Below are 24,277 nucleotides of genomic sequence, written 5' to 3'. Positions count from 1 at the left end.
TTATATGTTCTCCCCTTTAGTCCAAGTAATGTAAGAAGCTCCCCAAGTCAATCCGGCACCAAAGCCTGCGAGAACGAGTGTCGTTCCCGGCTGTAGTCGCCCTTGACGCCGCGCTTCTTCTAAAGCCAACGGAATCGAAGCCGCTGATGTATTTGCATGTTCATCAATCGTGACGATGACTTTCTTTTCATCGATGCCTAATCGTTCGCGTGCCGCGTCGATAATCCGTAAGTTTGCTTGGTGCGGAATCAATAAGTCAAGTGATTCCAACGATCCGTTCGCTTTTTGAATGACTTTATCGACAATCTCTGGTAATTTTCGAACGGCAAATTTAAACACTTCTCGTCCGTTCATTTCAATTGGCCCATCCAACTCTTTAAACAACAGATGCGCTCCTCGCCCATCCGTTCCGAGTTCAAACGCATTCAACCCTTGCTGTTCTGTTGGTCCGAGGACGACTGCACCCGCACCATCTCCAAATAAAATTGCTGTCGACCGGTCTGACCAGTCGACGATGCTCGACATTTTTTCTGCCCCAATGACAAGCGCATATTTAGAGTTCGTCGTCTCCATCATACTTGATGCTGTTTGAAGAGCGAAAATGAAGCCGCTGCAGGCAGCACTAACATCAAATGCCGTCGCGCCTAGCGCCCCTAACCGTTCCTGAACGATACAGGCTGTTGAAGGAAAGGCACGTCCCGTCGCTGTTCCGACGACAATCAATCCGATATCGTCTGCTGTTAGGTCCGCATCGATCAATGCTTGTTTAGCGGCCTCTGTCGCTAAATCCGTTACATCGACTTCGTCTGTTGCAATCCGTCTTGCACCGATTCCCGTTCGTGTCCGAATCCATTCATCGCTCGTATCAAGCGTTTTCGCTAAATCATCATTTGTAATTCGACGTTCTGGTAATGACGTCCCTAGTCCTACAATCCCGATATTCATGTGGTCGCTCCTTTAGTATTAGTATCTGGTACTAATATAAAGCGTTAATCCTTTTTTGTCAAAGAAAAAAGAAGGGTCCCTTCAATCAAGGCCCTCCTCCGTCCACCTTACGCTTCTGAATCTGCTAGCGTTCGTACAACTTCCATGACCATCTTCGCAGAGTTAATCGACGCAATTTCTAAAAATTCATCAAATGAGAGTGAAGCTTCCTCATCTGCACTATCCGAGATCGAACGTGTTACGACGAAAGGAACATCGAATTGATGACAGACTTGTGCGATCGGTGCTGCTTCCATTTCAACTGCTGCGACGTCCGGGAAGTTCTTTTTAATAAGTGTCGAGCGCTCTGTATCATGAATGAAGGAATCTCCTGTCACGATTAGACCGTGAACGACATTAATCGACTCCATCCGTTCGATGACGGCTTCAGCTGTCGCGACAAGTTTTTCGTCTGCCACGTAAGCAGCTGGCATACCCGGTACTTGTCCATATTCATATCCGAATGCTGTCACGTCGACATCATGATGACGGACTTCTGTCGAGACGACGACGTCACCGACAGTCAGCCCTGCCTTAAATCCACCAGCAGAACCCGTATTGATGACGGCACTGGGTTTAAAATGATCCAGTAACAATGTCGTTCCAATCGCAGCATTCACTTTCCCGATGCCTGATTTCAAGATGACGACTGGCACACTGTTCAACAAACCTTCATAAAAATGATAGTTAGCAATCATCGTGTCTTTTCGTTCAGAAAGTTCATTCCGAAGTAAGTTGACCTCTTCTTCCATTGCTCCAATGATAGCGATTGGCATACTCATTCCTCCATCATACAGAAAGCCGGATTGCTCCGGCTTCATCGTTTTATTTATTTAATCGATGTAATTTTTACAGCGAAATCTCCACCTGGAGCCTGTACCGATACTTTCTCACCTACACTATGTCCGAGTAAGCTTTTAGCGATTGGTGATTCGTTCGAGATTTTACCTGTGAACGGATCCGCTTCTGCACTTCCGACAATCGTGTACGTTTCTTCTTCATCATCTTCAAGAATCAAGAATGTGACCGTCGTTCCGATACTAACGACCGAAATATCCTTTTCTTCTTCAGAAATAATTGCTACGTTACGTAGCATTTCCTCAAGTTGTGCAATTCGTCCTTCGACCATCGCTTGTTCTTCTTTCGCTGAATCATATTCTGCGTTCTCAGACAAGTCTCCGAAAGATCGTGCAATCTTAATATTTTCAACTACTTCTTTACGGCGGACTGACTTCAGTTCGTTTAACTCGTTCTCAATTTTCGCTTTACCGTCAAGCGTCATATAATACTGTTTTTCTGCCATTTTTGTCACGCTCCTTTTTATTCCACTAGTATAGTATATTCACATCTTTTTTGGAATCAATATCCTCTTTCATCAAGTGCTGTTCGATAATCGAGTATGGCACGAATCTTCGTTACGAGGAGATCAATCGCGACATGATTCTCTCCACCTTCCGGAACGATGATATCTGCATAGCGTTTTGTCGGCTCACAAAACTGAAGATGCATCGGACGGACGACATTCGTATACTGCTCGACGACCGAGTCGATTGATCGACCACGTTCGTTGATATCACGTTGCATCCGTCGTAAAATCCGTACGTCCGCATCTGTATCGACAAACACTTTAATATCCATCAATTCCCGTAAACGCTCATCTTCAAGCGCTAAGATTCCTTCGACGATGATAACATCACGTGGATCGAGTTTGATCGTCTCCTCCGCTCGCGTATGCGCAACGTAATCATAAACAGGTTTTTCGACCGCAATGTTTTCACGTAACGATTTGATGTGGTTAATCAGCAAATCATTATCGAATGCAAACGGATGGTCATAATTTGTTTGATATCTTTCTTCCATCGAGAGTGTACTTTGATCTTTATAGTAAGCATCTTGCTCGATCATGACGATCGATTCGATCGGGAAAGCTGCGACGAGTGAGCGTGCGACTGTCGTCTTTCCTGATCCCGTACCTCCAGCAACGCCAATTACAACCGGTTTTTGCATTGATTTTGTTCCTCCATCATTCCGACTTGATTTTTCGACTTACGGAAACACCGTCTCCGAGAGGAAAAATCGTCGTATCGTATTGTTCTTGTTCCATCATCCAGACTGTGAATTCCTTGACGAGACGGACGAGTCGTCGTCTTCTTCGATCAAACGTTTTTGGATCTGTTTCTAAAACATCACCATGTAAAAACAGATTATCCGTGTATAAAATCCCGCCTATTGGCACAAGCCGCCCATAACCGTTGAAGAATTTTTTATACTGCCCTTTCGCCGCATCGATGAAGATTGCATCGAACTCTTGGTCAAGGGTTTCGGCTAATTCTACTGCATCTGCAAAAACGATGTCAATTCGGTCCGCGACATCTGACCGGGCGATGAATGCTTTTGCCTCTTCATACCGTTTTGCATTTCGTTCGACTGTCGTGATGCGTGCGTTCGGCAATGCACGTGCCATTCGAATCGCGCTATATCCAATTGCCGTCCCGAGTTCGAGTATCCGCTTTGGTTGTTGTAGCGTCAGCAAGGATAATAACACTTCTGACCCCGTCAATTCAATGATTGGGATGTGATGTTCCTTAGCATATGCTTCCATCTCTTCGAGTAGCGAATCACGTGGCTTAATCATTGCTTCAACATACGCTGTAAACTCATTCATTCGAACTACTCCTTCTCCGCATAAACAGGTTGACCTAGAACGAAAATACTCGTCCCAAACCAACCCGATGCTCATTGCTCTTTACTTGCTTCGTATTCAACCCATTCCGGTTTATACTTTACGACATTACGTTGATGTTCTTCATACGTCTCTTCGTAAAGAATCTGTCCTTTTGGATTTTTTTCACTCGGTGGCCGAGCAAAGAAATAAACATACTTTGTTTTATTCGGATTGAGTACGGCGAGTACGGAATCTTTACTGACTGTTGAAATCGGACCGATTGGAATCCCCTCATATTTATACGTATTGTATTTCGAGTTATTCTCAAGATCTTTCAATGTCGTTAATGCCGTGTTTTCCCCCGTACCATACCAGACTGTTGGATCCGACTGAAGTTTCATACCATCATCAAGACGATTTTTGAAAACGCCAGCGATTTCACGGCGGTCTTTCGCTGTTGCCGCTTCACGTTCAACCATCGATCCAAGACTGAGGACTTCATGGAATGTCATTCCTGATTCTTTAATCGCATCTGCATTTGCATCATAAATTTTTTCCATCTCGTCAAGCATCGTCTCAGCAATTTGATTGATGTTTTTCCCTTTATCAAATTCATACGTCGCCGGGAACAAGTAACCTTCAAGGGAGTAGAGTACTCCTTTTTGTTTCACTTCATCCGTTAACATCGGATACTTTTCAATCAAACTGTTGATGTACGTTTGATCCGTCAGTGCTTTACGAACAGCCTCTTGCTTAAAGCCCGTTGCTTTTGCAATCACGGCGATTTGCCGATCCATCGTAATCCCTTCAGGAATCGTCATCTTGACATCTGCTGCTTTCATGACTTTACCGGTTTTCAACTTATTGATGATTTCGTCCGGTGTCATCGCTTGCGTCAGCGTGTACGTTCCCGCTTGGAATGACGATTCATTCTTATAGCGAACGTAATAGCGAAAAATCGTTTCATTTGCAATCAATTCTTTGTCCTTTAGGATATTTGAAATCGTACTTGTTCCAGCACCTAACGGAATTTCGACTTTCACGGATTTTGTTGCGTCCGCGTTGACGGGTTCGAGTGAATTTTTTAAAAAGATATAGATTGCCGCACCTGCTACTAAGAAAATCGTGAATAACACTGAAAGGATGATGAGCGTAATCCGGCGTGATGTCCGGCGGCGCTTGTTTTCGATTTCAGCATTGTGCTTCCATTCGTTCTCCATCGGTTCCTCCTTTTTCTCTTAAAACAAGGTGACCTCGAAAGAGCATTGCTCCTTCGACATCACCTTATACACGAGTCGGTTATTCAAGCTCGTCTTCTAATGTATTGAAGACTTCTTCGATTTCATCCCACGTTTCCGTGTCATCTTCTTCGATCGGAACAAGATTGAAGTCATTGTCTCCGTCGCCATACTCGTCTAGTTCGTAAACGAAGATGTCGACTTCTTCCGCGTTGTCGTAGTCAGCACCGACTGGCTCGAGGAAGATATACGTTTTGTTTGAGCGTGGGCTCTCATAACGTAACCGCTCCATAAATTCGAAATCATTACCTTCACCATCTGGAATTACGTAACGTGTTGGTTCATTCTGTTGCATCATTCATCCGCTCCTTTAATGCAGTCTCGAGTTCATCCCAAGTCTGCTCATCATTTTCATCGATCAGGCTCAGTTCAAAATCATCGTCGCCTTCTCCATACTCATCAATCTCACAGATGATTAAATCATCTGCGCCATCTTCTGGATTCCCTATCATTTCGAGGAACAGATACGTTTTCCCTGTTCGCTCGCTGACATAACGGTACCATTCTTCGAAAAGATGTTCGCCACCGTCTTCATCCGGAAAGAGATACTGGCGCTTTTCTTCAGACATCTCATTTCCTCCTTTACCGGTTCGCCCGATCCAAATACGATTGTAGGATCATGACTGCCGCCATCTTATCGATGACTTGTTTTCGTTTTTTTCGACTGACATCTGCGTCGATCAACATACGCTCTGCCTGCATCGTCGTGAGACGCTCATCGACGAGAACTGTTGAAAGTCCTGTCGCTGATTCGATTTCACGCGCGAACGCTTCACTTGCTTCTGCTCGCGGACCAATCGAACCGTTCATGTTTTTCGGATGTCCGATGACGATGATTTCGACACCGTACTCTTTAATGATTGCCTCTAGTCGCTTGAAGGCGACAGGATAATCGGGTTCTGTCCATTTGACGGTCTCGACGCCTTGCGCCGTCCAGCCCATCAAATCACTCACCGCGACTCCAATCGTCTTCGAACCGACATCGAGTCCGATCGCACGCTTCATTTTTTGTCTCCACTCTCCGACAGATAGGATTTGACGAGTTCTTCAAGCAATTCATCTCGTTCAATCTTACGGATTAGATTACGTGCATCATTATGACGAGGAATGTAAGCAGGATCCCCAGATAGAAGGTATCCGACGATCTGATTAATTGGATGATATCCTTTCTCTTCCAAAGCGTGATAGACCGTCAACAACACTTCCCGTGTCGCTGCTTTACTATCGTCTTCCGGAAAATTAAATTTCATCGTTTGATCCATCTGACTCACGTTAATCACCTCTTTCATTTACACTACTTTTCTATTATGCCAGTGATTGCGCATAATGTGAAGCATACGCCAACGCTTCATTTAATTTCGAAGCATCTTTCCCGCCTGCTTGGGCCATATCGGGGCGACCACCGCCACCGCCGCCACAACGTGTCGCAACTTCTTTAATCAATTTCCCAGCATGATAACCTTGGTCGATTAAGTCTTTCGAGACGCTTGCGACGAGGTTCACTTTGTCGCCTTGCGCACTGCCGAGGACGATGATTGCTGACTCGAGTGAACCTTTCAATTCATCCATCATCCCACGTAATGCATCCATATCAGACACATCGACACGTTTCGAAAGGACTTGGACACCATTGATCAGTTCAACGTCATCTTTAAGTGATGCTGCTTCGATATTCGAAAGTTTTGCTTGGAGTGATTCGTTTGCGCGTTCTGTCTCACGTAATTGAACTTGTAACGCTTCAATTCGACTCGGAACTTCCGTCGTTTTCGTCTTCAGGACACGTGCTGCTTGTTCGAGCGTCTCAAGATGCGCATTCATGACACGATATGCACCAGCTCCTGTGACCGCTTCAATCCGACGTGTACCAGCACCGATACCTGATTCAGAAACAATTTTGAAAAGACCGATTTCCGCCGTGTTCTTGACGTGGATCCCGCCACATAATTCGATTGAATACGTTCCTGCCGATACGACGCGGACCGTTTCACCATATTTTTCACCGAACAGTGCCATTGCCCCTTTTGCTTTTGCATCGGCGATGTTCATTTCTTCGATATCGACAGCCAGCGATGCCCAGATTGCCTGATTGACATCCTGTTCAATCGTTTTCAGTTCATCTGCCGTGACTGCACCAAAGTGAGAGAAGTCAAAGCGGAGACGATCTGCTGACACGAGTGATCCTGCTTGATTGACGTGCGTGCCGAGTGTATCTTTTAGTGCTTTATGCAACAAGTGTGTTGCTGTATGGTTTTTCGTAATGGCTTTACGTGCTGCGCCTTCGACTTCTGCGATGACTGAAGCGTCCGCGAGTGCAATCCCCGTCCGAACGATGACCGTATGCAAGTTTTGACCGTTCGGTGCTTTTTGTACGTCTTTGACGTCTAAGACGAAATCTTTTCCTTCAATCGTTCCTGTATCCGCGACTTCACCACCGCTCTCAGCATAAAACGGCGTGATGTCTAAAATGACTTGTGCCTGTTCGCCTGCTGCGACTTCCGTGACATGTTCTCCATCATGAAGCAATGCGACGATCGTTGCATCCGTCTTCACATCCGTATAACCGACGAACCGGCTTGGTACCGTCAATGTCGCAAGAACTTCAGATTGCTGTTGCATCGATCCGCCATCTTCACGTGCCGCACGGGCCCGCTTACGTTGCTCATCCATCGCCCGTTTAAAGCCTTCTTCGTCAACTGCCATTTGATGATCTTCTGCATATTCGACTGTCAATTCGAGGGGGAAACCGTACGTGTCGTAAAGACGGAATGCATCTTCCCCACTAATCGTATGCTCTCCATTGTTTTTAGCCGTCTGAGCGACCGTATTTAAAATCGCGAGACCATCTTGTAATGTTTCATGGAAACGTTCTTCTTCATTCTTGATGACACGTTTGATGAAGTCCGCCTTCTCTGGAACTTGTGGGTAAAAGTCAACCATGACGCCACCGACCGTATCCACGAGCTCGTACATGAACGGACGTTCGATTCCAAGCATCTTCGCATAGCGGACTGCCCGGCGAAGTAAACGACGGAGGACATACCCGCGTCCTTCGTTCGATGGCAATGCGCCGTCGCCAATCGCAAACGAAACTGTTCGGATATGATCAGCGATGACTTTGAATGCTACATCCAGCTTCGCGTCATCACGGTATTTTTTACCACTCATTTCTTCCGTCTTATGGATGATCGGCATGAACAAGTCCGTATCGAAGTTCGTCGGCACGTTTTGTAAGACACTAGCCATCCGTTCGAGACCCATTCCTGTATCAATGTTTTTGCGTGGAAGTTCTGTGTAGTTCCCGTTTCCATCATGGTTATACTGACTGAAAACGATGTTCCAGATTTCAAGATAACGTTCATTTTCGCCACCCGGGTAGAGTTCTGAATCGTTCGGGTCGTCACCGAAGTCTGGACCACGATCAAAGAAAATTTCCGTGTTCGGACCAGATGGACCTTCACCGATTTCCCAGAAGTTATCTTCGAGCGGAATGATCCGTTCAGCCGGAACACCGAGCTCAAGCCAGATTTGGCGTGCCGCATCGTCTTCCGGATGGATCGTAACAGACAAGTACTCTGGATCTAGACCGTACCACTCGTCACTCGTTAAGAGTTCCCAGCCCCATTTGATCGCATCTTCACGGAAGTAATCACCGACTGAAAAGTTACCGAGCATTTCAAAAAACGTATGGTGACGTGCCGTTTTACCGACGTTTTCGATATCGTTCGTCCGGATCGATTTTTGTGCATTGACGATTCGTGGATTGTCTGGGATGACACGTCCATCAAAATATTTTTTTAATGTCGCGACACCTGAGTTAATCCAAAGCAATGTTGGATCTTCCACTGGTACGAGAGAAGCACTCGGTTCCACAGCGTGACCTTTCGATTGGAAAAAGTCGAGATACATCTGACGGATTTGTGCGCCAGTCAACGGTTTTAATGGTTTCATCGAAAATACCCCCAATTAATTAATAAGTTCATCCTGAACGCAAAAAAAACGATGCATCATCCCCTAGGAAAGGGACGAAAGCATCGCTCTCGTGGTACCACCCTCGTTCGCAACATCCTCTGTTACGGATGTTACCTCGAAAAATCCAATAACGGGGATTAACCGCAAGTGTTTTCACTCGACTCAAGAAGGAGCTTCAAATGATTCATCATGGAGATGGTTGCAGCAAATCCATCTCTCTCTTCGTCATGATTGCATCACTCTACTTATCTTCTATCAACGTTTTGCGTCCATTCATCTAACGTGATTATTACCTATCCAACGTATTCCGTCAAGTCTTTGTCGCACCACCCAGACGTTCAATCAACCGCGTCCGTCGACGAGGTTCTTCTTCTTGTGATGCCTTGTGAAAGGCGCGTGGATCTCCGAACAACAACAAACTTGTTTTCGCACGGGTCACGGCCGTATAAATTAAGTTTCTCGAATGCTTAAAGGCGCCCGTAAAGAAGACCGGCATCAGAACGATCGGAAACTCCGACCCTTGGGCTTTATGGATCGTGATCGCATAGGCATGTGTGAATTGGTCCCAGTCACTGCGATTGTATTCGACTTCCGTCTGGTCGAACCGCGCGATAATTTTATCGACTTTATCGACGTTTTCTTTCGCAAAAAAGATGTTGACGATTTCGCCGATATCACCATTGTAGACATTTTCTTCCGCATTGTTGACGAGCTGAAGAATCTTATCTCCACTCCGGTACAGCCGATTCCCTTGCTTCACTTCCCGTTTTTTCGGTGCTTCCGGATTGTAGACATTTTGCAGCGCGAGATTGAGTTCATCAATCCCGACTTGTCCGCGATATGTCGGGGCGAGGACTTGGACGTCGAACTTCGAGTAGCCTTTTGCTAACGCTTTTTCAGCGAAGGCGGCAATCCCGCGTAATGATTCCTGCGGAGCAAGTGAATAAAAACGGCGGTCCGATAACGGTGCCAATAAATCAGCTGATGTGACCCGATTTTTCAAATCATGAGCCAATCGTAAAATCGACGAATCCTCCGCTTGACGGTGTACGACATTGAGTCGTACGACCGGAATCCCGTCCGTATCCATTAAATCAGCCAAAACTTGTCCCGGACCGACCGACGGCAGTTGATCCCGGTCACCAACGAACAAGATTTTCATCCCGTTCGGCACGGCGCGAAGGAGACTCGACAAGAGGTAGATATCAATCATCGATGATTCATCGATGATCAACACTTTTCCGGTGATTGGTTGATCTTCATTCAATTGAAAATTTGAGCCGTCGTATTTCAACAGCCGATGAATTGTCATCGCCGGAACATCGGTCGCTTCCGACAATCGTTTTGCAGCACGCCCGGTCGGTGCGACGAGAACGTACGGATACACATCACCTGATTTGACTTGACTTTTTTCGAGCGGCCAATCATGGATTTCTTGTAAGGCATGTAAGATTCCTTTGATGACCGTCGTTTTACCGGTTCCCGGTCCACCGGTCAAGACCATCAATGGTGCTTTGACGGCCAGTTCAATCGCTTCTCGTTGTTGCGTCGCATATTCCATTCCGAAACGTTCTTCGAGCTGACCGATTGCCGTTAAGATCGTCGCGACATCGACTTCTTGCTCTGCTCCATTCGCCATGACGCGTGCCAGCTCTTTTGCCGCCCTGACTTCCGCATAATAAATCGTCGGCAGATACAGACAGCCTTCTTCGAGTTTTACTTTATCTTCTGTCAATAACAACTCGATTGCCTGTTCGAGTCGTTCTCCTGGGTCTTCGCCTAGCAGGCGGGGTGCCCGCTGCAACAATGAATCAATTGTCGCAAAAGCATGTCCTTCCCCTGCCTCTTGCTCAAGTATGTGCATGACGGACGCTGCAACGCGTTCCGGGTGAAGACCAATCAAGCCGAGATGGGAGGCAATTTGATCGGCCGTCTTAAAACCGATCCCGCTCACTTCGTACATCAAGGAATACGGGTTTTCACGAATCCGCGCCATCGCATCCCCTTCGTACGCCGCATAAATTTTAGCTGCAAGTTTCGGCGTGACGTCGAACGGTGCCAAAAACAACATCAATTGATCAACGCCATAGAGCGTTGCCAGTCGACTGAAGATGACGTCAGCTTGTTTTTGTTTAAGTCCAGGCACACGATCGAGGGCACGGCTATCTTTTAAGATGACATCAATCGCATCCTCGCCAAGTGCCTCGACGATATTTTTCGCTGTTTTCGGACCAATGCCGGTAAACGATCCATTCGTCAAAAAGCGGACAGCGGCATGCTTCGTCATCGGGACAGAACGGCGAATTAATTCTGCCTTTAATTGTTTACCAAACCGTGGATGGTCCACTAAACGGCCAAACGCCTGATACGTACCGCCAAGTTCAATCCCGACTCCCGTTCCCGTCACGACGAGTTCAGTTTCTTTCAATTCAAAGTTTTTTTCCTTAACAGCCACCAATACGATGGAATGCGCTTCTTCTTCGGAGGAGAAGAGCACACGTTTAACACGACCGACGACTTGATGAGGGTGCTCCATCACTCCACCTACTTTCTAAAAGACTACGATTTACTACGCTCTCATCATCATAGCACTCGTTTAATCGATTTAAAATCAGGGAAAGTGAACTTGAACTAAAAATTGAATTGGAGGAGAAGCATGTGGGACGATTACCAATTGCTGGTTTATGTGAATTAGTACTTGAAGTAGAGGATATGGAACGCGCTGTCAACTTTTGGCATGGGACGCTCGGAATACCGATTGTCGAGCAATGGGCTCCAGATGACGCGGAACCAAGTAAAGAACAAGCGACGCAAGACGGCGTTTGGGCGACATGGCTCTATATTGGCGGAAACACGCGACTTGGACTCTGGCTCAAACGAGATTTCACACTCGAGGAACGAACTGTGAAAAATCTACCGGTCACGAAGTGGGATTCGCTTTATGATGAAGGAGGGACTCACGTCCACTGCGCCTTTTACATTGAAAAAAACCGATTCGAGGACGCTCTGAACGTCTTACGGGAAGCAGATATTGCCGTTAAGATTCGAGAATGGGATGAACAAGAAACTTCGAATGATAAAGAATACTCCGCTTATTTTAAAGATACTGAACAAAATGTGATTGAGCTCTATACAAAAAATATGGACGAGGCGTACGAAGACTTTTCTGGTCCGCCGCAACGCGTCGTACGTGAAGTCGGAAACTAACGCAATCTTCAAAACGATCAGAGACGGAATGCGCTTTAAAGCGGTCGCATGACACAGGCAAGTATTAAACCCTCTTGAACGATAAGAAATTGCACAAAAATGGCCGATGGTCCCTTGAAAAGTGGGATCATCGGCCATTTGATTGTTGAAGGACGGAAACATCCGTCACACGGCTTGATGCTGGTCTGACTTATGAGTCAGACCCATTCATTGACCTTATTTCAACAAAGAATCCATTTTCGCTTTCGCATCTTGCGCAAGCGTATGATTCGGTTGATATTCAAGAACCGTCTCGAGCTCCGTATAACACGCTTCTTGCTGACCAAGAAATGCAAGGGCAATCGCATAGTTATAGCGTGCGTCCGTGTGCGTTTCTTCTAACAACAGGACTTGCTCGAAAATTTCTGCCGCTTCTTCGATCTGTTCGTTTTGTGCGAGCGCAAGGCCGTATTGGAAAGCAATTTCGACGTCCACCCCGTTCAATTCCGTCGCTTGTTTCAAGCGAGGAATTCCCCGGACAGGATCGCCGAGCTTTTGATACGTCAGACCAAGCATGAAGTGTAGATCGGCGTCATCAAGTCCATGGAGTAAGGCGAGCCGCAAGGCATCTTCTGCCTCGACCAGTTGCTCTGCCGCAAAGAACAATGCCCCTTTTGCATAGTGGGCACTGGCGAACGTCGGGTCAATTGTCAGCGCCTTTTCATAAAAGCGTAATGCCCGGTCTGCATCATCCATCGATTGAAGCAACGTTCCCAAGTTGACATATGCCGTCGGATCATTCGGGTTTTCTTCAATCGCATCGTTGAAGGCTTGCGCAGCCAGTTCGTAATTTCCCGCTTCTAAATGTCTGAATCCTACTTCGTTATAATTCATCGTGTTCTCTCCCTTATGCAAGATACGTAAGACGTTCGCCCGCTTTGTACGCTTCGTCAATCGTTGCGCCACCTAAGCAGACATCACCATCATAAAATACGACGGCTTGTCCTGGTGTAATTGCCCGTTGGCGTTCGTCAAAGGCAACATCAAGACGTCCATTTTCAAGCAAGCGGACAGTCACGCCTGAGTCTTCTTGACGGTAGCGGAACTTCGCCGTACACCGGAATGTATCGCCGACTTTAAGTGGTGCCGTCCAGCTGATGTCCGACGCATATAATCCTTCCGAGTAGAGCAGTTCATTATGGAAGCCTTGATCAACGAACAAGACGTTATCCGCAAGATTTTTTCCAACAACGAACCAAGGCTCTCCGTCTCCGCCAATCCCTAACCCATGACGCTGTCCCATCGTGTAATACATCAAACCATCGTGACGTCCCATGACTTTTCCGTCGAGTGTCCGCATTTCGCCTGGTTGTGCCGGGAGATATTGGCTGAGGAATTGTTTAAAGTTCCGTTCCCCGATAAAACAGATACCGGTCGAATCTTTTTTCTTCGCCGTCGCCAAGTTCGCTTCTTCCGCGATTTTCCGGACTTCTGACTTTTCCATGTGACCGATCGGGAACATCGCTTTCGCAATTTGGTCTTGTGACAGTTGGTTCAAGAAGTACGTTTGGTCTTTATTCGTATCGACCCCACGGAGTAACTTGTGTTCCCCGTCTTCATAGACCGCACGCGCGTAATGACCTGTCGCGACAAAATCCGCCCCGAGACGCATGGCGTGATCAAGAAACGCTTTGAACTTGATTTCCTTGTTACACATGACATCCGGATTCGGTGTCCGACCCAGTTTATATTCATTCAAGAAATACGTGAAGACTTTGTCCCAGTATTCTTTTTCGAAGTTGACTGCATAGTACGGAATGCCGATTTGATTGGCGACCGCGATCACATCTTCATAGTCTTCCGTCGCTGTACAAAAACCGTCTTCATCCGTATCATCCCAGTTTTTCATGAAGATTCCGATGACGTTGTACCCTTGTTCTTTCAGCAAGTGTGCTGTGACGGACGAGTCGACGCCGCCAGACATTCCGACGACGACTGTCGTCTCACTTGGCGCTTTTGCTCTTGTATTCATTGCTTTCACCTCTTATTTGTTCTGAAACGATTTTACGACATCTATCAATCCTTGTGCGAGTAGTTCGACTTGCCCGGCATCATTTCCACGGCCGAAACTAATTCGGACCGATTGCCGCGTCCGGTCATTTTCACCGTACATCGCGGACAACACGTGAGATGGTTCAATGGAACCTGCCGTACAGGCACTCCCGCTCGAGACGGCAATTCCGCGCATATCGAGCATGATTAAAAACGGTTCAATCTCGACACGCGGGAAATAGAGATTGACGATATGCGGCAGTCCTGGATGCCCATTTTGTTCATAGGAAATCGAACTAGCCTCGAGACGATTGAGTAACAGGCGACGCAAGTCTTCCGACTGGGCTTTCAGTATGTCACGTTCTGCTACGATCAATTGAACGGCTTTTGCGAAACCGACGATTCCAGCGACGTTTTCTGTTCCCGCGCGACGCTTCCGTTCTTGTTCGCCACCGTACGACTGCACTTCTAACTGGACGCCTGTTCGGACGTAGAGCATCCCGACACCTTTTGGTCCATTGATTTTATGACCTGATGCCGATAATAGGTCAATATGACATGCTTCGACGTCGAGACTCAGCTTGCCAAAGACTTGGACCGCATCCGTATGAAAGAGAATGTTTTGTTTGTTTAATAACTGGCCCATTTCTTTGATTGGTTGCAGTGTCCCGACTTCATTGTTTCCGAACATGACCGAAACAAGAATCGTATCCGGGCGAAGCGCTGCCGCGAGTGCGTCGACCGTGACGACGCCCGACTCCGGCACTTCTAAATACGTCACGTCAAACCCACGTTTTTCGAGTTCTTCGAACGCACGCAGGACGGCATGGTGTTCGAAGCGTGTCGTGATGACATGCTGTCCCTTGTCTTGATGTTTCATCGCGGCACCCAAAATCGCATAGTTATCCGACTCCGTTCCCCCCGCCGTGAAGATGATTTCATTTGGTTTGGCATTCAGTTCACTCGCGATTGTCCGACGTGCCGCGTCAATCGCCGCCCGGCCGGAACGACCGAACGCGTGGACGCTCGACGGATTCCCGAATTGCTCGAGCATATATGGAGTCATTGTTTGGAGTACATCAGGGTGCATCGGCGTTGTCGCCGCATGATCAAAATACATCATTTCGTCTCACCTTTCATATATAGAACATATATCCAGTATCATCGTCTTCCGCTAAATCTTTTAATGTCGTCGAATCCAGTACTTGATCGACTGCACTTTGGATTTTATCCCATAATTTTCGTTTCGTCACTTCATCAGAATTGTCCCCTTCGACAACTACGAGTGGTCCCTCAAGCAAACGAATGATATCGCCGGCCGTGATTTCTTCCGCTTTACGCCCTAACTTATAACCGCCGTAAGCGCCACGGACACTTTTGACCAGCCCACCATTTCGGAGCGGGGCAATCAATTGTTCCAAATAATGCTCCGACAGATTATACATTTGCGCAATTTTTTTTAAGGATAACGGCTTTTGTTCGCCTCCTTTAGCGAGTGCGATCATGATTGTCAGACCATACCGGCCTTTCGTCGAGATTTTCATCATGCGAAATAACATCCTTTCTAGTATAGTAGGAGCTGAATCCACGTGGAAAGAAGGAACGCTACCTATGGCTAATTTATTTGAATCAAAATATCCTGCTGGACCGCTCGCCAACCGGATGCGTCCTCAGTCACTGGACGAAATCGTTGGCCAACGGCATTTAATTGGAGAGACGACCCTCTTACGTCGCGCTATCCTTGCCGATCGGCTCGGGACAGTCATTTTTTATGGTCCACCGGGAACAGGGAAAACGACACTCGCACGCGTCATCTCGAGTTACACGAAGTCGGCTTTTGAACAGTTGAATGCCGTCACCGCAAAACTTGACCAATTACGCGACGTCTTAAAGGCGGCGGAGTCTCGTTTACAGTTTGATGATCAAAAAACAATTCTCTTTTTAGATGAAATCCATCGTTTTAATAAAATGCAGCAAGACGCGTTGCTCCCCGCTCTTGAAGCAGGTACGATCACTTTAATCGGGGCGACGACGGAAAATCCAAGCTTCGAAGTCAACGCCGCTTTACTCTCTCGGGCGACCGTCTTTCGGTTCGAACCACCGACCGCAGACGATTTACGTGTCGTGCTTAACCGAACGTTAGCCGATAAAGACCGCGGTCTCGGAAAATATCCGATTTCGATTACAGATGAAGCGATTGATCATTACGTTAAACTATCCGACGGCGACTATCGCGCCTTGCTAAATGCACTCGAGCTCGCCGTCTTGACGACTCCGGAAGTCGACGGTGAAATCACGATTGACCTCGCCGTCGCGGAAGAATCGATTCAGCAAAAAGCATTGAAATACGATAAAGACGGCGACCGCCATTATGATGTCATCTCGGCTTTCATTAAATCAATCCGTGGATCCGATCCGGACGCAGCATTATATTGGCTCGCCGTCATGATTGAAGCGGGCGAAAGTCCTCGCTTCATCGTCAGACGATTGTACGTCCATGCCGCAGAAGACATCGGGCTATCGGATCCACAAGCCCTGTTGATTGTCGACGCTTGTGCTCGCGCGTGTGAATACGTCGGTTTTCCGGAAGCACGGATTCCGCTCGCTGAAACCGTATTGTATTTGGCGACGGCACCTAAATCAAATACCGTCATCACAGCAATCGACAAGGCGCTCGCTCTCGTACGACGTTCGGACGGTGGACCGGTCCCACCGCATCTTCGTGACGCCCATCATCCCGGTGCAGAAGCACTCGGAAATGGTGTCGCTTATCAATACCCGCACCAGTTTCCTCATGCTTACGTGAAACAAAGCTATTGGCCGGAAAACTTAGCGCGCACAAAACCGGTCTTTTACGAGCCGAGTCCACGCGGTTTTGAGAAACAACTCCAAGCCCGACTCGAGTTTTGGAAAAAACAGCCGTAACCATTCAAGATGCGAAAAAGCGACCGAAGTGGTCGCTTTTTTTAACGGACGCGTTCAATCGTAACGCCTGCTTCGCGAACGATCTCATTGATGACGTGACTTGCTGCAATCAAACCACCGACTGACGGAACGAATGCGTTCGAACTTGGGGGCATCTTCGCTTTTCGAATAACCGCTTCGTCATTTCCGACGACTTGACGCACTTCTTCGATGATTTTGACAGGTGGTTCATCCGAGAAGACGACAGGAACCCCTTTATGGATCCCTTCCTTGCGTAAACGTGTCCGGATGACTTTCGCTAACGGATCATATGTCGTGTCTTTGATGTCAACGATCTTAATCCGTGTCGGATCCATTTTATTTGCCATCCCCATACTCGAGATGATTGGAATGTTTCGTCGTTTACACTCTTTAATTAAATGAATCTTGAACGAGACAGTATCTGATGCATCGATGACATAGTCCGGTTGTTGTTCAAAAAAGGATTCGTACGTTTCTTCATTGTAAAACATCTTCAGACGGACGATTTCAATGTCGGGATTAATCAACATCAAACGATCTGCCATCGCATCGACTTTCGGCTGTCCGACGGTCGGGAGCAAGGCATGGATTTGCCGGTTGACGTTCGTGATATCGATGTCATCTTTATCGACGAGAATCAATCGTCCGACACCACTCCGTGCCAGTGCTTCTGCTGAAAACGATCCGACGCCGCCAATTCCTAAGATAGCGACAGACTTTGATGCCAATGCTTCAAGTCCCGTCTTACCGATTGCTAATTCATTACGTGAAAATTGATGCAACATTTCTCTAACCTCACAATTCTCATACTGTTTTACTCGGAATTATATCATAAAAAAAAACGTCATGCGACGTGTCTTTTTTAAAACGTTTTTTAATTTTAATAAAAAGACGATGGGACCCGAAGTGCCGTGTCGATACCTTATTTTTGAACCTGCTGTGCAGGTGGGTGTCTTATCCGATTCCTATTCGTACGTCCTCCTGCTGTGTTACGAGGCATGTACTACTAGTTGGAACGTCAAACTCCCTATCAAAAAAGAGTGGCTCAAAGATAAAAGGCGGCTCTCGTACATCTCAGGAACCCCATCTGTTGCATTTAATATAGCATTCCCCTAACCGAATTGCAACTCAATCTGCTTCTAAAAAAATGATATTTTTTTAACGGCTCAGCGTGATGTCCATCGCTTCGTGAAGGCGCCTGTCGGATCATACATTTGCTGCTGAAAAGTAGGATTGAAGCGTGGAATTCGAGTCGCGTTTCCGACACCTGCGATATAAGCCCAGTTACCGTAATTTGAAGCGACGTCATAATCGATCAGTTGGCTTTCAAAGTATGACGCCCCGACGCGCCAGTCCTGCCCAAGCTCATGAATCAAATAACTCGCAGTAATTTGCCGCCCACGATTCGACATCCATCCTGTTTCTCGAAATTCATGCATAAAGGCATCTACGAACGGTTGCCCGGTTCGTCCTTCGATCCACATCGAAATGATTGACTCGTCCGTCGACCAGACTTTACTCCCTTCTCCTAATCCGTGTGCAAGAAATAATCGGTTCTTTGTCTCACGCATCGTGAAATGAAAAAAGTCGCGCCAAAGTAACTCGAAATACAACCAGTATGTCGATTCATTAGCACCATGGCGTCTTTCCGCGTTTTGAAGTTCTGCCATGACCCGGCGTGGGGATAAGGAACCGTTCGCTAACCAGGCCGATAATTTGGAGGAATCATCCCGACCGAAACCATTCCGTGTTTCCTTATACGTAAAAACGGGTCCTTCCAAATACGCTTTTAATCTTGCTTTCCCCGTCATCTCGCCTCCTTCAAAGGGAAACGCAGCATCTGAGTCATAAGCGGGTAACGTAATAGCAGCCGTAGGGTATTCAAGCGCGATTGGTTGTTCAAAATGACCCGACCGCTCGACTTTCTTTCGAAAGGCCGAAAAGACATGCGCCAATTTATCGCTACCGATTTGTTCACGGCGGTACAACGTCTGTGTTTCATAGATGCGTGCCGTGAATTGTGCAAGCACTGCCTGCTCATCAATTAACTCGTAATACCCTGTCATTCGATGAAAATAAACGACGTCTCCCGGCTTCATAAACCGTCCCAACTGTTCGCTGACGTCCCCGGTTAAAATCGTTAACTCGATTCCGAGTCGTCCTAACTCTTCCTGAAGCGTCTGTAATGTTTCACGCTCAAATTTCAGTTGCGCATGTCCCCGTTCAAATCGTCTCGTATTTAACGGTTGTTGAACAAAGACAGCTTTGACCGTTGAATGTGCCTGCCGTGCCTGTGCTAAGGCTTCGTGATCATCGACACGTAAATCAGCACGGTACCATACGATTCCACTCATCATCTCGTCTCCTCTCACACTCGTCTAGTTTCATCATCTCAAGGATTTCGTGACTCGCCTACTCTGCAATATGCCGAAAAGGTTTCAGCTTTTTGTTTTCGTGGAATATAGTTAATACAAAACGGTGTAAGGAGTGACAGGCAGATGGCTAAAAAAGGAAAATTAAGAACGTTAATCACGCTCGCGACGACAGTTGGACCAATCGTCTATAAGTTTTATAAACAACAACAATCTAAAAAAACGACGAATACCCCTAAATAAAACGTCAAGACGCGACGGACTTCATCGTCCCTCGCGTCTTTTTTGTTGTCATTTTTTACTGACACCAAGACTTCCCTCTTCATAAAACCGCCACGGATAGTGTGTCGCTTCACCGGCATTCGGAATCCCGACTCGTGTCGTCTCGATGATTTTTCCGGCTTGACCCGCAACGAGCCGGAAACGTTCTTGATACAAATCTTCTCCCGACTCAGCAGTCGTTAACCCGAAGGCCTGACAAAGCTTCGCCGGTCCGTTGACTAAGTTTTTGAGTTGGGCTTTTGTCAGTTCGTGATACGATCTATTAAATCGACGGTAGGCGATGATCTCATGACCTGAGATGATTTCCGCACCACGCAGTAAAACGGCATACCCTTGTCCGACGTCTCCACAGACGAAATTTAAGCAATGATGCATGCCATAGGTGAAGTAGACATAGAGATGCCCCGCTTCACCGAACATCGGTGCCGTCCGTTTCGTCGGGCGGCCACTGTAAGAATGTGCAGCTTGATCGTACGGTCCGAGATACGCTTCGACCTCGACGATTCGCATCGTGACGTCATCAACCGTCAGCACACTTCCAATCAAGTCTTTGCCGACCTCAAGCGGCGATCGTTCAAAAAAACTCCGTTCCATTGCTGTCCCCTCCTATTCTTCCAATCACTCTTACGGAAATCAGAATCTTGAATTAGTCAAAACCAATTCAACTAAAAGAAACAGACTCCCTTCCAAAAGAGGAAGAAAGTCTGTTGTGATGATTATTGTTTGACAGCCGTCCGGATTGACAACTCATTTAATTGTGCGTCCGAGACCGGGCTCGGTGCTGCAGTCAATAAGTCGCTCGCCGACGCCGTTTTCGGGAAAGCGATCGTATCGCGTAAGTTTGTCCGTCCCGCGAGTAACATGATCAAGCGGTCAAGTCCGAGTGCAATTCCAGCATGCGGTGGTGTGCCGTATTCAAATGCTTCCATCAAGAAACCGAACTGTTCGTTCGCCTCTTCTTCCGTGAAACCAAGTAATTTGAACATCCGCTCTTGGATATCGCGCTCATAAATCCGTTGCGATCCGCCACCTAACTCATATCCGTTCAAGACAAGGTCATAGGCGACGGCAAGGACGCTGCCCGGGTCCGTTTCGAGTTTATCAAGATCTTCGCGGCGTGGCATCGTGAATGGATGGTGGTTCGCATAGAAACGACCGTCTTCTTCTTCGAATGTCACGAGCGGGAAGTCCGTCACCCACAGGAAGTTAAAGACCGTTTCGTCAATCAAACCAAGTTCTTTCGCCAGTTTTTGACGCAGTGCGCCGAGGCTGTCGGCAACGATTGACGCTTTTGCTGCGACGAAGACGAGTAAGTCGCCTGTTTCTGCTTCCGTCGCAGCGATAAGACGGGCAGCCGCTACTTCATCAAAGAATTTGGCAATTGGTCCGTTTAAGCCGTCCGGAGTCACTTTGACCCAGGCGAGACCTTTCGCGCCGTAAATGGCCGTGAACTCTTGTAATTTATCGATGTCTTTCCGCGAGAAGTTGTCTGCAGCCCCTTTGACGTTCAATGCTTTGACTTCGCCACCGGCTTCAAGTGCCATGTCGAAGACTTTAAAGCCCGCCCCTTTGACGGCTTCCGCAACATCGATCAGTTCGAGACCGAAGCGTGTATCCGGCTTGTCCGAACCGAACCGGCTTATCGCTTCTGCGTATGGCATCCGTGGGAATGGTGTCACGATGTCTTTTCCGAGTGTCTCTTTCATGACACGTGTCATCATCGACTCCATCATCGCATACAAGTCTTCCACGTCCATGAAGCTCGTCTCGATATCGACTTGCGTGAACTCCGGCTGACGGTCTGCCCGTAAGTCTTCGTCACGGAAACAACGTGCGATTTGGAAGTAGCGTTCAAAACCAGATACCATCAGTAACTGTTTAAACAACTGTGGTGATTGTGGCAAAGCATAGAATTCACCTGGGTGGACACGGCTTGGTACGAGATAGTCACGCGCGCCTTCCGGTGTCGACTTCGTCAAAATCGGTGTTTCGACTTCGAGGAAGTCCTGTTCGTCGAGGAAGTTCCGCATGATGTTCGACGCTTTCGAACGGAGGCGGAATGTCTCTTGGAGCGACGGACGACGTAAATCAAGGTAGCGATACTTCAAACGAAGATCTTCTGACGTTTGCTCTGCTTCTTCACTGATTGGAAATGGCGTCATTTTTGAAGCGTTCAAAATGACGACTTCGTCCGCAACGACTTCAACGAGCCCCGTCGGCATGTTCGGGTTCGGATTTTCACGTTGGACGACTTTCCCTTTAATATCAAGCACGTACTCGGAACGAATCGATTCTGCTAAGCGGTGTGCCTGTTCGTTTTCCGGTTGGAAGACGACTTGGACGATTCCTGTCCGGTCGCGAAGATCGAGGAAAATCAAGCCCCCGAGGTCACGTCGTTTTTGAACCCATCCTTTTAGCTGGACGGATTGTCCGATGACATCTTCCGTCACGTGTCCATTCATATGTGTGCGTCCGATCATTGTGCTGCCTCCTTTAATTTTGCGACGATCGTATCTGCGACCGCCGACAAGGGAACATCTGTCTGTTCGCCTGTCTCCATGTTTTTTAACGCTGCGGCACCACGTTCAACTTCTTCATCACCGAGGATGACCGTATACCGCGCCTTCATCCGGTCTGCTGCCTTGAATTGCCCCTTAAATTTACGACCAAGATAATCACGATCTGCCGTGAGTCCTTCGAGACGCATCAATTGGAGAAGACGTGTCGCCGTTTTTTCGACTTCTTCGTTGCCTTGGGCGACGATGAAGACATCGATTGCCTCGTCGATTTCCGGCAGGACTTGTTCATTCTCAAGTGCCATCAAGAGACGCTCGATTCCGATTCCGAACCCAATCCCCGGTGTCGCAGGTCCACCGATTTGTTCGACGAGACCGTTATACCGTCCACCGCCGCAAAGCGTCGTAATCGCACCGAAACCTTCTGCCTCGGACATGATTTCAAACGACGTGTGATTGTAATAGTCAAGACCACGGACGAGTGTTGGATCGATGACATATTCAATCCCTAACGCATCGAGGTGTGACAAGACTTGATCGAAGTAATCTTTCGATGACGTGTTCAAGAAATCGAGAATCGATGGTGCCGTCGCCATACTCGGGTGGTTCCGGTCGACTTTACAGTCAAGGACACGCAACGGGTTCGCTTCTAAACGGTTTTGACAATCTTGACACAGCTCGTGTGCGACCGGCTTGAAGTGATTGACGAGTGCTTCGCGGTGTGCGGCACGACTTTCGCTATCACCAAGCGAGTTGATGACGAGTTTTAATTGTTTCAGACCGAATGACCGATAGATGCTCATTGCGAGACTGATGACTTCTGCATCGATTGCCGGTTCTTCACTGCCGAGTGCTTCGACGCCGTACTGGTGGAGCTGACGGAAACGTCCTGCTTGCGGACGTTCATAACGGAACATCGGTCCGATGTAGAACAATTTCGTCGGCTGGTTCGGTGCTCCGTACAGTTTGTTCGTCACGAATGAACGTACGACCGCTGCCGTCCCTTCCGGACGAAGCGTAAATTGATCTTTTCCGCGTTTTTCGAGCATGAACATTTCTTTTTGAACGATGTCGGTCGTTTCTCCGACACCCCGTTTGAAGAGTTCTGTTTCTTCAAAGATCGGTGTCCGAATTTCTTTATAGTTGTATCGTTTACTGATCTCACGTAATTGATTTTCGATATACTGCCAGCGCTCAACCGTCCCTGGAAGGATATCGAACGTACCGCGTGGTAATTTCATCTTAATTCCTCCTTATAAGTGAATACAAAAAAGTCCTCGTCCGCAAAGGGACGAGAACTTGAAGATCCCGTGGTACCACCCTGGTTGCTGAAAAAATTCAGCCACTCGGTGCAGTTAACGCCTGCTTACGATTTTCCCTACTGCAGTGTTCAGGAAAATACCTCGGAAGGGTCTTTCACCCAATTCATCTGATCACCCTTTCAGCCAAGGGGCGACTCTCTAAGCAGACGAGGTCTTGGACTACTCCTCTTCGTCATCGGTTCTATAATCGTTCTATTACCATTTATATTGCATCGTTCCCGAAGTCCTGTCAAGACTTTGGTCACTTTTCTAAAATTAACGTGACCGGTCCGTCATTGATGAGGGCAATATCCATCATCGCACCGAACTGTCCCGTTTCGACCGTTACACCGTTCGAGCGAAGCCGTGTATTAAAAGCTTCATAAAGTTCATTTGCAAGATCCGGCTTCGCGGCTTCGGTAAATGCCGGACGCCGCCCTTTTTTGACGTCTCCGTATAAGGTGAACTGGGAGACGGATAAAATCTTCCCATCGACATCATCGAGTGAACGATTCATCCGTTCTTCCTCATCCTCGAACACGCGTAGCCCGGCAATTTTATCTGCTAACCAATTGACTTGATCGAGCGTATCCTCATGCGTGACACCGACGAGCAATAAAAATCCCCGTTCGATTTGACCGATGATTGATTCGTCGACCGTCACGCTCGCTTCTTTGACGCGTTGTAAAACGACTCTCATCCTATC

General features: G+C 47.5%; 24 protein-coding genes, 1 other RNA gene and 1 other annotated feature. Of the genes, 2 read left to right on the top strand and 23 right to left on the bottom strand.

All coding sequences use genetic code 11. The features are described from left to right. From KNP94_RS09945 to recD2, 12 genes are all read right to left on the bottom strand, one after another. Positions 1 to 945 carry a beta-ketoacyl-ACP synthase III gene (locus KNP94_RS09945; protein ID WP_088837504.1) on the bottom strand — a complete coding sequence of 315 codons (945 nt, stop codon included), beginning with the start codon at positions 943 to 945 and terminating at the stop codon, positions 1 to 3. Positions 946 to 1,052: 107 nt separating this feature from the next. Further along, positions 1,053 to 1,760, bottom strand: coding sequence for a 5'-methylthioadenosine/S-adenosylhomocysteine nucleosidase (gene mtnN, locus KNP94_RS09940; protein ID WP_029331009.1), 708 nt, complete (start codon positions 1,758 to 1,760; stop codon positions 1,053 to 1,055). Between the two features lie 53 nt (positions 1,761 to 1,813). Further along, complete coding sequence (gene greA, locus KNP94_RS09935; protein ID WP_088837506.1) at positions 1,814 to 2,287, bottom strand: transcription elongation factor GreA; 474 nt, start codon at positions 2,285 to 2,287, stop codon at positions 1,814 to 1,816. Positions 2,288 to 2,343: 56 nt separating this feature from the next. Beyond that, positions 2,344 to 2,991, bottom strand: coding sequence for a uridine kinase (gene udk / locus KNP94_RS09930; RefSeq protein ID WP_088837507.1), 648 nt, complete (start codon positions 2,989 to 2,991; stop codon positions 2,344 to 2,346). A gap of 16 nt (positions 2,992 to 3,007) precedes the next feature. Further along, positions 3,008 to 3,649 (bottom strand): O-methyltransferase, encoded by a 642-nt coding sequence (locus KNP94_RS09925; protein ID WP_029331012.1) that lies wholly within the window; start codon positions 3,647 to 3,649, stop codon positions 3,008 to 3,010. 71 nt (positions 3,650 to 3,720) lie between these two features. Then, positions 3,721 to 4,869 (bottom strand): endolytic transglycosylase MltG, encoded by a 1,149-nt coding sequence (mltG, locus tag KNP94_RS09920; RefSeq protein WP_088837508.1) that lies wholly within the window; start codon positions 4,867 to 4,869, stop codon positions 3,721 to 3,723. A 79-nt stretch (positions 4,870 to 4,948) separates the two neighbouring features. After that, a complete protein-coding gene (locus KNP94_RS09915) occupies positions 4,949 to 5,242 on the bottom strand; it encodes a DUF1292 domain-containing protein (RefSeq protein ID WP_029331014.1) in 294 nt (97 codons plus the stop codon). Next, positions 5,229 to 5,516 carry a DUF1292 domain-containing protein gene (locus KNP94_RS09910; protein WP_029331015.1) on the bottom strand — a complete coding sequence of 96 codons (288 nt, stop codon included), beginning with the start codon at positions 5,514 to 5,516 and terminating at the stop codon, positions 5,229 to 5,231. Before KNP94_RS09910 ends, KNP94_RS09915 begins: the two co-directional genes overlap by 14 nt. A gap of 13 nt (positions 5,517 to 5,529) precedes the next feature. Beyond that, positions 5,530 to 5,952 carry a Holliday junction resolvase RuvX gene (ruvX, locus tag KNP94_RS09905; protein ID WP_029331016.1) on the bottom strand — a complete coding sequence of 141 codons (423 nt, stop codon included), beginning with the start codon at positions 5,950 to 5,952 and terminating at the stop codon, positions 5,530 to 5,532. Further along, a complete protein-coding gene (locus KNP94_RS09900) occupies positions 5,949 to 6,218 on the bottom strand; it encodes an IreB family regulatory phosphoprotein (protein ID WP_029331017.1) in 270 nt (89 codons plus the stop codon). The genes ruvX and KNP94_RS09900 overlap by 4 nt, the downstream gene beginning before the upstream one ends. A gap of 34 nt (positions 6,219 to 6,252) precedes the next feature. Further along, positions 6,253 to 8,895 carry an alanine--tRNA ligase gene (gene alaS, locus KNP94_RS09895; protein ID WP_214766464.1) on the bottom strand — a complete coding sequence of 881 codons (2,643 nt, stop codon included), beginning with the start codon at positions 8,893 to 8,895 and terminating at the stop codon, positions 6,253 to 6,255. Between the two features lie 331 nt (positions 8,896 to 9,226). Next, positions 9,227 to 11,452 (bottom strand): SF1B family DNA helicase RecD2, encoded by a 2,226-nt coding sequence (recD2, locus tag KNP94_RS09890; RefSeq protein ID WP_088837510.1) that lies wholly within the window; start codon positions 11,450 to 11,452, stop codon positions 9,227 to 9,229. A 122-nt stretch (positions 11,453 to 11,574) separates the two neighbouring features. Between recD2 and KNP94_RS09885 the strand changes: the two genes are divergently transcribed. Beyond that, positions 11,575 to 12,123, top strand: a complete 549-nt coding sequence (locus KNP94_RS09885; protein ID WP_088837511.1) for a VOC family protein — start codon at positions 11,575 to 11,577, stop codon at positions 12,121 to 12,123. Between the two features lie 216 nt (positions 12,124 to 12,339). Here KNP94_RS09885 and KNP94_RS09880 read toward each other — a convergent pair whose 3' ends face one another. From KNP94_RS09880 to cymR, 4 genes are read right to left on the bottom strand one after another with little or no spacing between them, the layout of a single operon-like run. Next, positions 12,340 to 13,056: a tetratricopeptide repeat protein gene (locus KNP94_RS09880; protein ID WP_235195163.1), complete on the bottom strand. Its 717-nt coding sequence runs from the start codon at positions 13,054 to 13,056 to the stop codon at positions 12,340 to 12,342. After that, positions 13,010 to 14,134, bottom strand: a complete 1,125-nt coding sequence (gene mnmA, locus KNP94_RS09875) for a tRNA 2-thiouridine(34) synthase MnmA (protein ID WP_029331022.1) — start codon at positions 14,132 to 14,134, stop codon at positions 13,010 to 13,012. The genes KNP94_RS09880 and mnmA overlap by 47 nt, the downstream gene beginning before the upstream one ends. A 12-nt stretch (positions 14,135 to 14,146) precedes the next feature. Next, positions 14,147 to 15,277 (bottom strand): cysteine desulfurase family protein, encoded by a 1,131-nt coding sequence (locus tag KNP94_RS09870; protein ID WP_214802172.1) that lies wholly within the window; start codon positions 15,275 to 15,277, stop codon positions 14,147 to 14,149. A 13-nt stretch (positions 15,278 to 15,290) separates the two neighbouring features. Beyond that, the gene (gene cymR, locus KNP94_RS09865) at positions 15,291 to 15,698 is read right to left on the bottom strand and encodes a cysteine metabolism transcriptional regulator CymR (RefSeq protein WP_088838504.1); all 408 of its coding nucleotides are present in this window, start codon (positions 15,696 to 15,698) and stop codon (positions 15,291 to 15,293) included. 67 nt (positions 15,699 to 15,765) lie between these two features. On the opposite strand from cymR, the gene KNP94_RS09860 reads away from it, so the two are divergent. Beyond that, positions 15,766 to 17,079: a replication-associated recombination protein A gene (locus tag KNP94_RS09860; RefSeq protein ID WP_214766470.1), complete on the top strand. Its 1,314-nt coding sequence runs from the start codon at positions 15,766 to 15,768 to the stop codon at positions 17,077 to 17,079. 41 nt (positions 17,080 to 17,120) lie between these two features. Here KNP94_RS09860 and KNP94_RS09855 read toward each other — a convergent pair whose 3' ends face one another. The 7 genes from KNP94_RS09855 to dtd all read right to left on the bottom strand — a co-directional run bounded on the left by KNP94_RS09855 (position 17,121) and on the right by dtd (position 24,271). Next, on the bottom strand, positions 17,121 to 17,885 hold the full coding sequence (locus KNP94_RS09855; protein WP_088837514.1) for a tRNA threonylcarbamoyladenosine dehydratase: 765 nt from the start codon (positions 17,883 to 17,885) through the stop codon (positions 17,121 to 17,123). A gap of 109 nt (positions 17,886 to 17,994) precedes the next feature. Further along, positions 17,995 to 18,184: non-coding RNA, 6S RNA (gene ssrS, locus KNP94_RS09850), on the bottom strand. 82 nt (positions 18,185 to 18,266) lie between these two features. Continuing rightward, a complete protein-coding gene (locus KNP94_RS09845; RefSeq protein WP_214766472.1) occupies positions 18,267 to 19,454 on the bottom strand; it encodes a DASH family cryptochrome in 1,188 nt (395 codons plus the stop codon). A gap of 309 nt (positions 19,455 to 19,763) precedes the next feature. After that, entirely contained in the window at positions 19,764 to 20,348 is a 585-nt protein-coding gene (locus KNP94_RS09840; RefSeq protein WP_215115616.1) for a DNA-3-methyladenine glycosylase, read from the bottom strand. Between the two features lie 122 nt (positions 20,349 to 20,470). Continuing rightward, positions 20,471 to 22,234 (bottom strand): aspartate--tRNA ligase, encoded by a 1,764-nt coding sequence (gene aspS, locus KNP94_RS09835; RefSeq protein WP_214802169.1) that lies wholly within the window; start codon positions 22,232 to 22,234, stop codon positions 20,471 to 20,473. Further along, positions 22,231 to 23,511 carry a histidine--tRNA ligase gene (hisS, locus tag KNP94_RS09830; protein ID WP_251132001.1) on the bottom strand — a complete coding sequence of 427 codons (1,281 nt, stop codon included), beginning with the start codon at positions 23,509 to 23,511 and terminating at the stop codon, positions 22,231 to 22,233. Before hisS ends, aspS begins: the two co-directional genes overlap by 4 nt. A gap of 43 nt (positions 23,512 to 23,554) precedes the next feature. After that, positions 23,555 to 23,777 (bottom strand) — a binding site (T-box leader). 56 nt (positions 23,778 to 23,833) lie between these two features. Then, positions 23,834 to 24,271, bottom strand: a complete 438-nt coding sequence (gene dtd / locus KNP94_RS09825; RefSeq protein WP_214766476.1) for a D-aminoacyl-tRNA deacylase — start codon at positions 24,269 to 24,271, stop codon at positions 23,834 to 23,836. Positions 24,272 to 24,277: the final 6 nt, after the last annotated feature.

Origin of the sequence: Exiguobacterium sp. s80, from assembly GCF_018618725.1 — a bacterium.
In the GTDB taxonomy this organism is placed as follows: Bacteria; Bacillota; Bacilli; order Exiguobacteriales; family Exiguobacteriaceae; genus Exiguobacterium_A; species Exiguobacterium_A oxidotolerans.
This window is presented reverse-complemented; position numbering and strand designations above follow the sequence as displayed.